A 14,885-nucleotide genomic window follows, 5' to 3' on the forward strand; every position below is an offset into this window, starting at 1 on the left:
CCATGGCCGCCGCGTTGCCGCTGCTGCAGGCCGACTGGCCGGCGCCGCCGGGCGTGCATGCCTTCACCACGCTGCGCCAGGGCGCCGGCGGCTCGCGGCCGCCGTTCGACAGCTTCAACCTGGGCAACCGCACCTCGCCCGAGGGCGACGACCCGCTGCGGGTGCAGCGCAACCGCGACGAACTGCGGCGGCTGGCGGGCCTGCCGTCGGCGCCGCACTGGCTGCGCCAGGTGCACGGCACCGGCGTGCTGCGCTTCGACGCGCCGCCCGCGGCGCAGGGCGCGGACGCCGAACCCGTCGCCGACGCGGCGGTGACCGCGACGCCGGGCGTGGTGCTGGCCATCCTCACCGCCGATTGCCTGCCGGTGGTGTTCGCCGCCCGCGCTGGCCGCGAGGTGGCCGCCGCCCACGCCGGCTGGCGCGGGCTGGCCGACGGCATGCTGGAAGCGACGCTGGCGGCGATGCGCACCCCTGCGGCCGACGTCGTCGCCTGGCTCGGCCCGGCCGCCGGTCCGGCGCATTACGAGATCGGCGCCGACGTGCGCGACGCCTTCCTCGCCCACTCGGCCGCGGCCGAAGCGGCGTTCGCCGCCACCCGGCCCGGGCACTGGCGGGTGGACCTGTACGCGCTGGCGCGGCAACGGCTGCAGGCCGCCGGCATGGCCGCGGCGGCGATCCACGGCGGCGACCAGTGCACCATCGCCGATCCGTCGCGCTGGTTCTCGCACCGCCGCGACCGCCGCAGCGGGCGCATGGCCACGCTGGTGTGGATGGCGCCGTGACCATGCCGCTGTTCGGGCGCGTGCTGGGGCCCGCGTTCGGGCAGCTGCCGCCCCTGCTGCAGGCGCTGCATTCGGTGCCGCGGCAGCAGGTCTGGCGCGGTCGCGGCCGCGTGCATCGCGGTGACCACTGGCTGGTGGCACCGTGCGCCTGGCTCGCGCGCCTGCCACCGGGCGCGGACGAAGTGCCGGTGACGGTCGAGTTCGTGGTGGACGATGCCGGCGAACGCTGGAACCGGCGCTTCGGCGAGGCGCGCATGGCCTCGCGCCTGTGGCAGCGCGGAGGCCGCCTGTTCGAGCGCCTGGGCGCGCTGCGCTTCCGCTTCGCGCTGGAAGCGGTGGACGGCGAAATCCACTGGCGGGCCGAACGCGCCTGGGCCTTCGGCCTGGTGCCGCTGCCGGCCAGCTGGTTCGCGCGGGTGCGTTGCCGCGAACGCGAGCACGCCGGCCGCTACGAATTCCTGGTGGACGTGGCGCTGCCGCTGGCCGGCCCGTTCATCCGCTACGAAGGCTGGCTGCTGCCCGAGGAGGACCATGCACGGCAAACCTGACCCTGCCCTCGGTTTCCATGCGATGGACGGCGGGCCTGCACCGGTAATCGTGTTCGACGGCGTCTGCGCGCTGTGCAGCCGATGGGTGCGCTTCCTGCTGCGCTTCGACCGCCGCGCCCGCTACCGCTTCGCGGCGATGCAGGGCGCCCATGGCCGCGCGCTGCTGGCCGCGCACGGGCTCGATCCGGACAACCCGCTGTCGTTCCTGCTGGTCGAGCGGGATCGCGCGTACACCGACACCGACGCCATCGTGCGCGTGCTGGCCGGGCTGGGCGGCGTCTGGAAGCTGGCCCTGCTGGCGCGCCTGCTGCCCCGTCCGCTGCGCGACCGCGGCTACCGCTGGCTGGCGCGCAACCGCTACCGCTGGTTCGGGCGCCACGACGCCTGCTACCTGCCGACGCCGGCGCAGGCGGCGCGTTTCCTGGACTGAGACCGGCGCCATCCGCGCGGCGTTCGTGGAGGCTGGGCTTGCATCGCACGGAGTTGTCCCGGCCAAAGCGGTGCGGGGCAAGCCCCGCACCTACGGGAATCCCGCATTTGCGGAAGCCGGCTCCGGTGGCGCGTTTCCTGGTTCAGCCGGGGCAACGTAGCAGAGGCGTAGATGCGGGGCTTGCCCCGTATGGAGCTGTCCCGGCAAAGCCTGTGCGGGGCAAGCCCCGCACCTACGGGAATCCCGCATTTGCGGAAGCCGGCTCCGATGGCACGTTTCCTGGTTCAGCCGGGGCAACGTAGCAGGCGTAGATGCGGGGCTTGCCCCGCATGGAGCTTTTCCGGCAAAGCCTGTGCGGGGCAAGCCCCGCACCTACGGGAATCCTGCATTTGCGGAAGCAGGGCCCGATGGCGCGTTTTCCGGATCAGGCCAGGGCAACGTAGCGGGCGCGCAGGAGCGGCTTCAGCCGCGAACGCTCCGTGATGGCCATGCTCGAAAAGCGTTCGCGGCTGAAGCCGCTCCTGCGGTCATCCTCGCTGCCGCTCAGCCGCCTTCCAGCGCCTGCAGGTAGTCGCGCCGCCAGCGGTTGATGTCGTATTCGCGCAGGTGGTCCATCATCGCCCGCCAGCGCTCGATGCGTTCGGCGCGCGGCATGTTGGCCGCGGTGGCGATGGCGTCGGCCACGCCGTCCAGGTCGTGCGGATTGACCTGCAGCGCCTGTTTCAGTTCGTCGGCGGCGCCGGCCAGCAGCGACAGCACCAGCACGCCGGGGTCGTCCGGGTCCTGCGAGGCCACGTACTCCTTGGCGACCAGGTTCATGCCGTCGCGCAGCGGCGTCACCAGGCCCACGGCGGCTTCGCGGTAGAAGCCGGTGAGGGTGCTGTGCGCGTAGTTCTGGTTGACGTAGCGCAGCGGCGTCCAGTCGGCCTCGGCGTGGCCGCCGTTGATGTGCCCGGCCAGCTGTTCCAGGTCGCCGCGCAGCTTGCGGTATTCGGTCACGCTGCCGCGCGAGACCGGCGCGATCTGCAGGAAGGTCATGCTGCCCTTCTGCTGCGGGTAGCGCTCGAGGTAGCGCTCGAAGCCGTGGAAGCGTTCGGGCAGGCCCTTGGAATAATCCAGCCGGTCCACGCCGATGGCCAGCTTGCGGTGCTGCAGGCTCTGCCGCAGCGCGCGCACCGCGCTGTTGCCGGTGGCCGCGCGCGCCTGCCGCGCGATGTGCGCGGTGTCGATGCCGATCGGGAACGCGGCGGTGCGCACGCGGCGGCCGTCGGGCGTCTCGATCCAGGTGTCGTCGGTGATGCGGCCGCCGCCGAACAGGCGCACCCACGAATGGAAGCGGTCGACGTCGCGCCGGGTCTGGAAGCCGAGCAGGTCGCAGGCGTACAGCGCCGAGAACAGCGAACGGTGTTCGGGCAGCGCCTGCACCAGGTCGGCCGAGGGCACCGGCACGTGCAGGAAGAAGCCGATGCGGCAGCCGACGCCGCGTTCGCGCAGCAGCGCCGCCAGCGGGATCAGGTGGTAGTCGTGGATCCACACGGTGTCGTCCTCGCGCAGCAGCGGCGCGAGCCGGTCGGCGAACAGCGTGTTGACCCGCCAGTAGCCCTCGCGCTTGTTGCGGTCGTAGTCCACCAGGTCCAGGCGGAAGTGCAGCAGCGGCCACAACGCGCGGTTGGAGAAGCCGTTGTAGTAGTTGTCCAGGTCGGTCCGCGACAGGTCCATGGTGACGTAGCGGATGGCGCCCTCGCTTTGTTCGTGCAGCTGCCCGCTGGCGCCGGGCACGCTGCGCCCGCTCCAGCCGAACCACAGCCCGCCGCGTTCCTTCAGCGCCGCCAGCAGGCCCACCGCCAGGCCGCCGGCGCGGTTTTCGCCGGGCAGCGCGACCCGGTTGGACACCACCACCAGACGGCTCACGAGGCCTCCTGCCAGCTGCGCGACAGCCGCATCGCGGCGGTGATCAGGCCCACGTGCGAGTAGGTCTGCGGGAAATTGCCCCATTGCTCGCCGTCGCTGAAGGCCAGGTCCTCGGACAGCAGGCCGAGGTGGTTGCGCCGCGCCAGCACGCTTTCGAACAGGGCGCGCGCCTCGTCGAGGCGGCCGATCGCCGCCAACGCGTCGATGTACCAGAACGTACAGATGGTGAAGCTGGTCTCCGGCGCGCCGAAGTCGTCCGGGGCGATGTAGCGGAACAGCGCGTCGCCGCGCCGCAGCCCGTGGCCGATCGCCTCGACCGTGGCGACGTAGCGCTCGTCGCCGGCGTCGATGAAGCCGATGTCGGCCAGCAGCAGCAGCGAGGCGTCCAGGTGGGTGCCGTCGAAGGTGTCGGTGAAATGGCCCTGCCGTGCGTTCCAGCCGTGCGCCAGCACGCGCCGGCGGATGGCGTCGGCGCGTTCGCGCCACAGGCCGGCGCGTTCGGCCAGGCCGAGCCGGCCGGCGATCTTGGCCAGGCGGTCGCAGGCGGCCCAGCACATCGCCGCCGTATAGGTGTGCACCGCAGTGCGCCCGCGGAACTCCCACAGGCCGGCATCGGGCACGTCGTGCAGGGCATAGGCGCGCTCGCCCAGCGGTTCCAGCCGGGCGAAGGTATGCAGGTCGCCCGGGTCCTTCAGGCGCTGGTCGAAGAACAGCTGGGTCGAGGCCAGCACCACCGAGCCGTAGACGTCGTGCTGCTGTTGCAGCCAGGCGAGGTTGCCGCGCCGCACCGGACCCATGCCGCGGTAGCCGGCCAGCGATTCGACCTCGTGCTCGTCGAGCCGTTCCTCCATGCCGATGCCGTACAGCGGCTGCAGGCTGCCGTCGGTGGTGGCGAGGTTGAAGATGTAGCGCAGGAAGTCCTCCATCGACCTGGTCGCGCCCAGGCGGTTGAGCGCGCGCACCACGAAGGCGGCATCGCGCAGCCAGCAGTAGCGGTAGTCCCAGTTGCGCGCGCTGCCGGGCGCCTCGGGGATGGAGGTGGTCATTGCCGCGATGATCGCGCCGCTGTCCTCGTATTGGCACAGCTTGAGGGTGATGGCGCTGCGGATCACCGCGTCCTGCCATTCCAGCGGGATGGACAGGTAGCGCACCCACTCGCGCCAGTAGTCCTCGGTGCGCTGCTGCGCTTCCTGCGCGTAGCTGGCCAGCGGGCAGTCCAGCGTCTCGTCCACGCCCAGCACCAGTTCCATCGGGTGCGCCAGCACGAAGGGCAGGCCCTCGCGCACGAAACGCACCGGCACGTCCGTGGTCAGGCGCAGGGTGAAGCCGGGCAGCAGCCAGCGCAGGTGGTTGCTGCCCCAGGTGGTTTCCGGCGCGCGCGCCCCCCAGTCGGCCAGCGGCCGCGCCAGCACGCGGATGCGCGGGCTGCCGCTGAGCGGGCGGATGCGGCGGATGATGCTCGGCGGCCGGTAGAAACGGCCGTTGCGGCGCCAGCGCGGTGCGAAGTCGATCACTTCCACCTGTCCGCCGCGGCTGTCGCGCAGCACCGTGCGCAGGATCGCGGTATTGGTGATGTAGTGCTGTTCGCTGCCGGCGTAATCCTCCAGCTCGATGGCGAAATCGCCGCCCTCGTGCGCGCGCGGGGACAGCAGCGCGCAGAACGACGGATCGCCGTCGAAGGCCGGCAGGCAACTCCACACCACGCGCGCGTGGCGGTCGACCAGGGCGCCGAAGCTGCCGTTGCCGATGACGCCCATGTCCAGGTCTGCCCGAAGCATCGCTTCCTCCTTGTTGCAGGGGAGGTCCGCGCCTCCCGTCGTGGATTCGGTGGCGCGCCGGCGCTGCGGCGCCGGATTCATGCCGCGCCCGCGCGCAGCCAGTCGTGCATCGCGGCCACGTCGGCCAGGCGGTGGCGCGCGCGGCTGCCGCTGCGGTCGCCGACCAGGATTCCGTAGCCGCCCAGCCGCGTCGCCGCGGCGAAGCCATCCTCGTCGGTGAGGTCGTCGCCGACGAACACCGGCATGCGCCCGGCGAACGGCGCCATGCCCATCAGCGTGGTTACCGCCGAGCCCTTGTCGTGGCCGGCGGACACCAGCTCCACGACGTGGTTGCCCGGCTGCAGGCGCACGCCGGGCAGCAGCGGCAGCTGCGCGCGGGCGAAGGCCTCCACGGCCTGCGCCGCCGCCGGCGCGTTGCGCCAGTGCAGGGCCAGCGCCTGGCCCTTGGCTTCCACGCGCACGCCCGGGTGGGCATGGGCGAACCGCATCGCCTGCACGTGCAGGTCGTGCAGCCATTGCGCGGTTTCCGTCGTTCGCGGCGCCTGGTTGGCGGCGTGCCGCAGCTGCGTGCCATGCAGGCCGGCGGCCGGCAGGCGCAGCGGCGCGAACAACTGGTCCAGCTGGTCGAGCGGACGGCCGCTGACCAGCGCCAGCGCGCCGTGCAGGCGTTCGCCGATGCGGGCGATCCACTCGCGGACCTGCGGCGGCAGGCGGACATCCTCGGGTTGCGCGGCGAAACCGACCAGTGTGCCGTCCACGTCGAGGAACAACGCACTGCCGGGATCCAGCGCGGGGGGCGGGCTGGGGGACGCATTGAGCATGCGGCCACCATGCCATGCGCGGCGTGAGCGGAAAGTTACAGGAGGTGGATGCGGAGCAGACACCGCCTCCACGGACGCGCGGTCAACAGCAATGGATGCGAGGTCCGCGGCACGGGGAAAATCACTTCCCCGTACCCGCTTCCCCATCCCCCGCCCTCAGAACGCGTAGCGCACGCGCCCATACCAGTACGCGCCGTTGCTGCCGATCGGCGACAGCACGTCGTAGGGCAGGTTGCCGAAGTAGTGGATGTCCTCGTTGGAACGGTCCGGGTAGTTGTCGGTCAGGTTCTGCCCGCCCACGGCCACGCTCCACTTCGGTGTGATGCGGTATTCCACTTCCGCGTCCAGCTGCCATTCCGCGGCATAGGTCTGGGTCGGGATGTAGCCGCCGCCGAAATCGAACACGCGCCGCGCGCTGCCGTGGCGGCTCAGGCGGCTGCTCAGCGACCAGCGCTCGTCGGCCCAGCTGGCGGCCAGCTGCGCGCGGGTGCGCGGCGCGGCATCGGTCAGCGTATTGCTTTCCTCCACGCCGAACAGCACGTAATCCGGGTCCAGCGCCAGCAGCTGCGCCGGCGTGGCCAGCACGTTCTTCAGCTCGGTTTTCGCATAGCTCCAGGTGCCGGTCAGCAGCAGGTCGCCGCCGCCCAGCGTCTGCCGCCAGTTGGCGACGAACTCGGCGCCGCGGGTACGGGTGTCGGCGGCGTTGACGAAGTAGTGCGCGCTCTCCAGCCCGGCCACGCCGAAGCGCTGCTGCACGAAGTCGGTCAGCGCGTCGCCGGTGATGCTTTCCGACAGCGCGATGCGGTCGTCGATGTCGATCTGGAACAGGTCCAGCGACAGGTCCAGGTGGCTGCCGATCTGGCTGGTGAAGCCCAGGCTGTAGTTGACCGACTTCTCCGGCTTCAGGTCGGTGGCGCCCAGCGCGCGCGCGATGGGGTTGTTCACCGACAGCAGGCGGCCCTGCACCAGCTGGCCGCCGGCGGTGTAACCGGTGGAGGTGGATTCGAAACCGGTCTGGCTCAGCGACGGCGCGTGGAAGTTGTTGGAGATGGCGCCGCGCAGCGCGAACGCAGGCGCGAACGCGTAGCGCGCGCCGAGCTTGCCGGTCAGCTCGCCGCCGAAGTCCTGGTAATGCTCGTAGCGGGCGGCGACGTCGGTGGAGAACTTCTCGCCGAAGGTGGAGGACAGGCTGGTATAGGCGCTGAACACGTCGCGCGACAGATCGGCTTCGTCCTGCGGGGTCAGGCCGCCGCCGGCCTGCGAGCCGGTGGGACGGTCGGTCCAAGGGCCGGCGGCGTAGCTGGCCGGATCGCCGGCGCCGGTCTCGTAGCGTTCGCGGCGCGCTTCCACGCCGAAGCCGAGGCTGTGGCTGTCGTCGGCGCGCACGAAGATGCGGCCGACATCGAGGTTGGCCACGGTCTGGTCGAATGCGTAGTCGCCGGTCTTGAAGCGGGTCGGGCTGGCCGGGCCGAGCGAGGCGTTGAGCGAATCGCGCAGACGGTAGGTGAATTCGTTGCGGCCGTGGTCGAGGCTGGCGTCGTAGTTCCAGTCGCCCCACTGGCCGCGCGCGCCGGCGACCAGTTGCAGGTCCAGGTTCTCGCCCTCCGACACAGGGCGGTAACCGTGCGGGTAGAGCGCTTTCCAGTTGGCTACGCCGTCCGGGTAGCGGAAGTAGTTGGCGCCCTCGGTATCGCGCTGGTTGTAGGTGCCGAAGGCATAAGCCTTCGACGTGGCGCCGAACGGGATCTCGGCGTTGAACCAGGCGTTGAGGTCGCGGCTTTCGCCGTCGCCCAGCGAATAGTTGCGCTTGCCGGCCAAGGCCAGGTTGTCCGGCGTCTGCGCCTCCCACGGCGGGATCTGGTCGAAACCGGCGCGGTTGGTGGCCTCGCGGTTCTTCAGTTCCAGGCCCACGCGCAGGAAGCCGCCTTCCTCGCCCAGCGCGGTGCCGACCTTGGCGCTGAAGTAGCTGGTCTGGCCGTCGGTCAGGGTGCGGCCGATCGGCGCCAGGTCGGTGTGGTGCGCGCCGAAGCTGGCCTCGATGGCGCCGCCCTGCGGGGCGTCGTCGAGGATTACGTTGATCACGCCGGCCACCGCATCCGAGCCGTACAGCGCGCCGGCGCCGTCGCGCAGCACCTCGATGCGCTTGATCGCGCTGACCGGGATGGCGTTGAAGTCCACCGGCGTGGTGCCCTTGCCGATCTTGCTGTCGGTATTGACCAGCGCGCTGTTGTGGCGGCGCTTGCCGTTGACCAGCACCAGCACCTGGTCCGGCGACAGGCCGCGCAGCTGCGCCGCGCGCACGTGGTCGGCGCCGCCGGAGTTGGACTGGCGCGGGAAATTGAACGAGGGCAGCAGCGCCTGCAGCGCGCTGCCGAGTTCGCCATTGACCACGCCGGCCTTGCGGATGTCCTCGGCCGTGAGCACGTCCACCGGCGAGGTGGATTCGAGCACGGTGCGGTCGACGGCGCGGGTACCGGTGACGATCACCGTATCCAGCGTGGTGGCCTGGCCGGGGGCGTCCTGGGCGTGGGCGGGGCAGGACAGCGCCAGCGCTACGGCCAGACCGAGCGGAGCCGGGGAAATACGGGGCATGGGGGAACTCCGGGATGACGTGGGGAAAGGGTTCCGGATGTCTTGTTACATTCATCCGGATGGAGCGATATGTTATCTTCGCGTGATGCCGGCCCCGGGTGCAAGCCCTGCATGGCATCAGCTCATCCGCAAACGTGATATGCCGGTGCAGTGGCGAGGATGCCACCCTGCCTATCCCCGACCGAGGTCATCCATGAAGGTTTCCGCTCTCCTGTTCCCGCTGCTGCTGTGCCTGGGCGGTGTTGCCTGCGCCGCTTCTCCCGTGGCTGACCCGCCGGCGACCGCCGCGCTGCACGGCGACGCGGCGCGACCGGCGGAAGGCGCGCACTGGGTGCGCAGCGAACTGTATTTCGGCGTGGGACGGGAAGGCGGCGACTCCAGCCGCGAGCAGACCGACGCGATCAGCGAGACGCAGTGGCGCGCCTTCCTCGACAAGGAGGTGACGCCGCGTTTCCCCGACGGCCTGACCGTGTTCGATGCCTACGGCCAATGGCTGTTCCGCGGCGCGCCGCAGCCCGAGCGCCTGCGCACCAAGGTGCTGGTGGTGCTGCACGAGGACACGCCGCAGCGCCGCAACGACATCGAGGCGATCCGCCTGGCGTGGAAGCAGGCCACCCACCACCAGTCGGTGCTGTGGTCGCGGCAGGCGGTCGAGGTGTCGTTCTGAGCATCGCGTGAGCCGGGCTGGAGCGCGGCGCATGCGTTCCAGCCCGGCTTCATCCCTTTTCCTTCCGGTCTGCCCATGGCTCACATCCCCGCTTCCGCACGCCCACGCTGGTTCGTCGCCGGCGACCTCAACGGTTTCTTCGGCCTGGTGGTCGACAACCTGTCCATCCTCGGCTTCATCGCCATGGCGCTGGTGGGCATCTTCCAGTTCCCGGCCGAGGTGGTGTTCGGGCGCATGTTCCCCGGTACCGCCTTCGGCGTGCTGGTCGGCAACCTGCTGTACACGCTGATGGCGCGGCGGCTGGCCGTGCGCAGCGGCCGCGACGACGTCACCGCGATGCCGCTGGGGCTGGATGCGCCGACCAGCATCGGCATGGCGCTGCTGGTGCTGGGCCCGGCCTTCGCCGGTTTCCGGCAGCAGGGCATGGAGCCGCAGGCCGCGGCGATGGCCACCTGGCAGCTGGGCATGGCGGCGCTGGTGATCATGGGCGTGCTCAAGCTGGTGCTGTCCTTCTTCGGCGAGGCGGTGACCCGCGCGCTGCCGCGCGCCGCGCTGCTCGGCTCCATCGCCGGCATCGCGCTGGTGCTGATGGGCCTGCTGCCGCTGCTGGAAGCGCTGCGCTCGCCGGTGGCCGGTTTCGTCACCCTCGGCCTGCTGCTGTACGTACTGATCGCCAAGGGCCGGCTGCCGGTGCGCGCGCCGGGCGTGCTGGTGGCCTTCGTCGTCGGCACCGCGCTCTATTACGGGCTGGGGCTGGCCGGGCTGGGCGCGCCGGGTTTCGCGCTGCCGCAGTGGACGCCGCCGCAGGTGGTGCTGCCGCTGCCGACCCTGGGTTTCATCCACGGCCTGCCGGCGGCGATGGACTACCTGCCGCTGCTGCTGCCGTTCGGCCTGCTGATGGTGGTCGGCGGCATCAACGTGTCCGAAAGCGCGCGCGCGGCCGGCGACGACTACCGCACCCGCGACATCCTGCTGGTCGAGGCGGTGGCCACGCTGGTGGCCGGGCTCTGCGGCGGCGTCGCCCAGACCACGCCCTACATCGGCCAGCCGGCCTACAAGCACATGGGCGCGCGCAGCGGCTACACGCTGCTGACCGGCCTGTTCGTCGGCATCGGCGGCATGCTCGGGGTGATCTCCGGGCTGGTGCAGTGGCTGCCGCTGGCGGTGCTGGCGCCGATCATCGTGTACGTGGCCATCGACATCACCACCCAGGCGTTCGAGGCCACGCCGAAGCGGCACGCCGCGGCGATGGTGCTCGGCTTCCTGCCGTCGGTGGCCTACCTGCTGGCGATCAAGGCGCCGGGCTGGATCGCGCCGGAGCGGCTGGTGGAACTGACCACCACGTTGGATGGCCACGGCCTGCCGGAACTGGCGGTGATCTTCGCCCTCGGCAACGGCTTCATCATCACCGCGATGCTGTGGATCGCCACGGTGGTGGCGATGATCGAGCAGCAGCTGCGCCGCGCCTCGGTGCTGCTGCTGGTCGCCGCGCTGCTGACCCTGTTCGGCCTGATCCATTCGGTCGATCCGCACGGCGGCGTGTACCTGCCCTGGGCGCTGCAGGGGCTGCAGCGCAGCATCAGCTGGCAGTTCGCTGGCGCCTACGTGGCCCTGGCAGCGGTGCTGGGCGGGCTGTCGCTGCAACGGCCGCAGCGGACCGGCTGAACCGGCGCGGGGAACCCTCCGCGATCCCCCGGGTCACACCCGGGGTGATCGCAACGACAGAGGTGGTTCCCGATGCAGGACAGGAAAGCGGTATGGCCGTGGGCCGTGGCGGGCGTGCTGGTGCTGGGCGGCGCGGGGTGGTGGCTGTTCGGCGATGAGCTGCGCACGGCCGCGCCGGCCATGTCCCCGTTCGCCGCGGAAACGCCGGCCGGCGGCAGCCGCAGCGTGCCGGCCGCCGGCATGCCGGAGCAGGCGCCGGCTGCGGCGACGACCCCGGCCACGGCGCCGGCGCAGCATCCGCTGCCGCGCGATGCGTCCATCGACGCCGCGCTGCCTTCGCTCGAGGACAGCGACGCGCGCGTGCGCGAGGACCTTGGCACGTTTTTCCCCGGACCGGTGCTGGCGCTGCTGCTGCCGGACCATGTGATCCAGCGCCTGGTCGCGCACATCGACAATCTCACCCAACCCAGCGTGCCGGCCACCGCGCTGGCGCTGCGGCCGCTGCCCGGCGGCCTGCAGGTCGAAGGCGACGCCGCGTCCGGCATCACCTTCGCCGGCGCCAACGCCGAACGTTATGCGCCGTACGTGGCGGCCTTCACCGCCGCCGACGCCGATGCGCTGGCGGCCGCCTACATGCGCCTGTATCCGCTGGTGCAGCAGGCCTACCGCGAACTGGGCCATCCCGGCGGGCACTTCAACGACCGCCTGGTCGGGGTGATCGACCACCTGCTGCAGACGCCCGAGCCGGCGCAGCCGCCGGCGCTGGAGCGCGACGCGCGCGGCCGCTACCGTTTCGTCGATCCCGGCCTGCAGGCGCGCTCGATCGGGCAAAAGGCCCTGCTGCGGCTGGATGCGCAGCAGGCGCAGGCGGTGAAGCGGCAGCTGCGCGCGATCCGGCTGGCGGTAACGCGCGGCGGATCGGACTGATTGCGCCGGATCAAGGCACGGCCGCGCCGCCGGCGGATACTGCGCGGGCGGGGCGGCCAAGGCTGAACGGGCTCCCGGGCCGGGCTTGAATCACACCGCCGCAACCGCATCTGAACGAGTATCGCCGGCGGCGCCGGCCTCCAGATTCGGGATGACCACCATGCGGATGGACAAGCTCACCTCCAACTTCCAGAAGGCCCTGGCCGACGCGCAGTCGCTGGCCGTTGGGCGCGACCACAACATCATCGAGCCGGCGCACGTGCTGGCCGCGCTGCTCGACCAGGCCGGCGGCAGCAGCCGGCCGCTGCTGGCCCAGGCCGGCGTCAACGTGCCGCTGCTGCGCGAGCGCCTGGGCGAGGCCCTGGACGCGCTGCCCAAGGTCTCCGGCCAGGCCGGCAACCTGTCGATGGGCAACGACCTCAGCCGCCTGCTCAACGCCACCGACAAGCTGGCGCAGCAGCACAACGACCAGTTCATCGCCAGCGAGTGGTTCCTGCTGGCCGCCACCGACGACAGCGGCGCGGCCGGCATGGCGCTGCGCGCGGCCGGCGCCGACAGGAAGAAGCTGGAGGCCGCCATCGAAAAGCTGCGCGGCGGCGAGACCGTGCAGAGCGAGAACGCCGAGGAGCAGCGCCAGGCGCTGGAGAAGTACACCATCGACCTGACCGCGCGCGCCGAGAGCGGCAAGCTCGACCCGGTGATCGGCCGCGACGAGGAAATCCGCCGCACCATCCAGGTCCTGCAGCGCCGCACCAAGAACAACCCGGTGCTGATCGGCGAGCCTGGCGTGGGCAAGACCGCCATCGTCGAAGGGCTGGCCCAGCGCATCATCAACGACGAAGTGCCCGAGGGCCTGCGCGGCAAGCGCGTGCTGTCGCTGGACATGGGCGCGCTGATCGCCGGCGCCAAGTTCCGCGGCGAGTTCGAGGAACGGCTCAAGGGTGTGCTCAACGACCTGGCCAAGAACGAAGGCCAGATCATCCTGTTCATCGACGAGCTGCACACCATGGTCGGCGCCGGCAAGGCCGACGGCGCCATGGACGCGGGCAACATGCTCAAGCCCGCGCTGGCGCGCGGCGAACTGCACTGCATCGGCGCGACCACGCTGGACGAGTACCGCCAGTACATCGAGAAGGACGCCGCGTTGGAGCGCCGCTTCCAGAAGGTGTTCGTCGGCGAACCGAGCGTGGAGGACACCATCGCCATCCTGCGCGGGCTGAAGGAAAAGTACGCCGTGCACCACGGCGTGGAGATCACCGACCCGGCCATCGTCGCCGCGGCCACGCTGTCCAACCGCTACATCACCGACCGCCAGTTGCCGGACAAGGCCATCGACCTGATGGACGAAGCCGCCTCGCGCATCCGCATGGAGATCGATTCCAAGCCGGAGGAGCTGGATCGCCTCGAACGCCGCCTGATCCAGCTCAAGATCCAGCGCGAGATGCTGAAGAAGGAAAAGGACGAGGCCTCGCGCAAGCGCTTGGCCGACCTGGAAACCGACATCGACACGCTGGAACGCGAGTTCTCCGATCTCAACGAAATCTGGAAGTCGGAAAAGGCCGCGCTGCAGGGCACGACCAAGGTCAAGGAGCAGATCGAACAGGCGCGCCTCGAGCTGGAGGCCGCGCAGCGCCGCCAGGATTTCGCCCGCATGAGCGAGATCCAGTACGGCCTGCTGCCCAACCTGGAAAAGCAGCTGGCCGCCGCGCAGGAAGTCGAGCGCAAGGACTTCCGGCTGGTGCAGGACCGCGTGACCGACGAGGAAATCGCCGAGGTCGTCTCGCGCTGGACCGGTATTCCGGTCAGCAAGATGCTCGAGGGCGAGCGCGACAAGCTGCTGCGCATGGAAGAGGTGCTGCATGCGCGCGTGGTCGGCCAGGAAGAGGCGATCCGCGTGGTGTCCGACGCGGTGCGCCGTTCGCGCGCCGGCCTGTCCGACCCGAACCGCCCCAGCGGTTCGTTCCTGTTCCTCGGCCCGACCGGCGTGGGCAAGACCGAACTGACCAAGGCGCTGGCCGACTTCCTGTTCGACAGCCCCGACGCGATGGTGCGCATCGACATGAGCGAGTTCATGGAGAAGCACAGCGTCGCGCGCCTGATCGGCGCGCCCCCGGGCTATGTCGGCTACGAGGAAGGCGGCTACCTCACCGAGGCGGTGCGCCGCCGCCCGTACAGCGTGATCCTGCTGGACGAGGTGGAGAAGGCGCATCCGGACGTGTTCAACATCCTGCTGCAGGTGCTGGACGACGGCCGCCTGACCGACGGCCAGGGCCGCACCGTGGACTTCCGCAACACCGTCATCGTGATGACTTCGAACCTGGGCTCGCACCAGATCCAGGAATTGAGCGCGGACGATTCGCCGGAGGCCTACATGCAGATGAAGGCGGCGGTGATGGGTGTGGTGCAGGCGCACTTCCGCCCGGAGTTCATCAACCGCCTGGACGACATCGTCGTGTTCCACCCGCTGGACAAGCAGCAGATCCGGCAGATCGCGCGCATCCAGATGCGCGGGCTGGAGAAGCGGCTGGGCGAGCGCGGGCTGAAGCTGGAGGTGGCCGATTCGGCGTTCGACCTGCTGGGCAATGTCGGCTTCGATCCGGTGTACGGCGCGCGCCCGCTCAAGCGCGCGATCCAGCAGCAGCTGGAAAACCCGCTGGCGCAGAAGATCCTGGCCGGCGAGTTCGCCAGCGGCGACACCATCCACGTCGAAGCCGGCGGCGGCCAGCTGCGCTTCGCCAGGGGCTGATGCCGCAGGCGGGCACCC

11 protein-coding genes are annotated in these 14,885 nt (G+C 70.8%); 7 read left to right on the forward strand and 4 right to left on the reverse strand.

The genetic code is table 11. The features are described 5' to 3' along the window. Positions 1–2: 2 nt before the first annotated feature. The 3 genes from pgeF to ABTV91_RS07535 are packed head-to-tail and all read left to right on the forward strand — an operon-like array spanning position 3 to position 1,760. Positions 3–782 (forward strand): peptidoglycan editing factor PgeF, encoded by a 780-nt coding sequence (pgeF, locus tag ABTV91_RS07525; RefSeq protein ID WP_433853925.1) that lies wholly within the window; start codon positions 3–5, stop codon positions 780–782. A 2-nt stretch (positions 783–784) separates the two neighbouring features. Further along, a complete protein-coding gene (locus ABTV91_RS07530) occupies positions 785–1,330 on the forward strand; it encodes a DUF4166 domain-containing protein (protein WP_433854143.1) in 546 nt (181 codons plus the stop codon). 22 nt (positions 1,331–1,352) lie between these two features. Next, positions 1,353–1,760 (forward strand): thiol-disulfide oxidoreductase DCC family protein, encoded by a 408-nt coding sequence (locus ABTV91_RS07535; protein ID WP_433854144.1) that lies wholly within the window; start codon positions 1,353–1,355, stop codon positions 1,758–1,760. 543 nt (positions 1,761–2,303) lie between these two features. Here ABTV91_RS07535 and otsA read toward each other — a convergent pair. From otsA to ABTV91_RS07555, 4 genes are all read right to left on the reverse strand, one after another. Next, on the reverse strand, positions 2,304–3,671 hold the full coding sequence (otsA, locus tag ABTV91_RS07540; RefSeq protein WP_433853926.1) for an alpha,alpha-trehalose-phosphate synthase (UDP-forming): 1,368 nt from the start codon (positions 3,669–3,671) through the stop codon (positions 2,304–2,306). Beyond that, on the reverse strand, positions 3,668–5,449 hold the full coding sequence (locus tag ABTV91_RS07545) for a glycoside hydrolase family 15 protein (RefSeq protein WP_433853927.1): 1,782 nt from the start codon (positions 5,447–5,449) through the stop codon (positions 3,668–3,670). The genes otsA and ABTV91_RS07545 overlap by 4 nt, the downstream gene beginning before the upstream one ends. 77 nt (positions 5,450–5,526) lie before the next feature. Continuing rightward, complete coding sequence (gene otsB / locus ABTV91_RS07550) at positions 5,527–6,270, reverse strand: trehalose-phosphatase (RefSeq protein WP_433853928.1); 744 nt, start codon at positions 6,268–6,270, stop codon at positions 5,527–5,529. 156 nt (positions 6,271–6,426) lie between these two features. Further along, the gene (locus ABTV91_RS07555; RefSeq protein WP_433853929.1) at positions 6,427–8,862 is read right to left on the reverse strand and encodes a TonB-dependent receptor plug domain-containing protein; all 2,436 of its coding nucleotides are present in this window, start codon (positions 8,860–8,862) and stop codon (positions 6,427–6,429) included. 193 nt (positions 8,863–9,055) lie between these two features. Here ABTV91_RS07555 and ABTV91_RS07560 point away from each other — a divergent pair, with 193 nt between their 5' ends. From ABTV91_RS07560 to clpB, 4 genes are all read left to right on the forward strand, one after another. Further along, positions 9,056–9,529, forward strand: a complete 474-nt coding sequence (locus ABTV91_RS07560) for a DUF3574 domain-containing protein (protein WP_433853930.1) — start codon at positions 9,056–9,058, stop codon at positions 9,527–9,529. Between the two features lie 75 nt (positions 9,530–9,604). Beyond that, positions 9,605–11,194, forward strand: a complete 1,590-nt coding sequence (locus ABTV91_RS07565) for a hypothetical protein (protein WP_433853931.1) — start codon at positions 9,605–9,607, stop codon at positions 11,192–11,194. A 72-nt stretch (positions 11,195–11,266) separates the two neighbouring features. Then, positions 11,267–12,121 (forward strand): DUF3014 domain-containing protein, encoded by an 855-nt coding sequence (locus tag ABTV91_RS07570; RefSeq protein ID WP_433853932.1) that lies wholly within the window; start codon positions 11,267–11,269, stop codon positions 12,119–12,121. Positions 12,122–12,281: 160 nt separating this feature from the next. Then, complete coding sequence (gene clpB / locus ABTV91_RS07575; protein WP_433854145.1) at positions 12,282–14,867, forward strand: ATP-dependent chaperone ClpB; 2,586 nt, start codon at positions 12,282–12,284, stop codon at positions 14,865–14,867. Positions 14,868–14,885 lie beyond the last annotated feature (18 nt).

This window comes from Stenotrophomonas nitritireducens (assembly GCF_050984405.1).
GTDB lineage: Bacteria > Pseudomonadota > Gammaproteobacteria > Xanthomonadales > Xanthomonadaceae > Stenotrophomonas > Stenotrophomonas nitritireducens_B.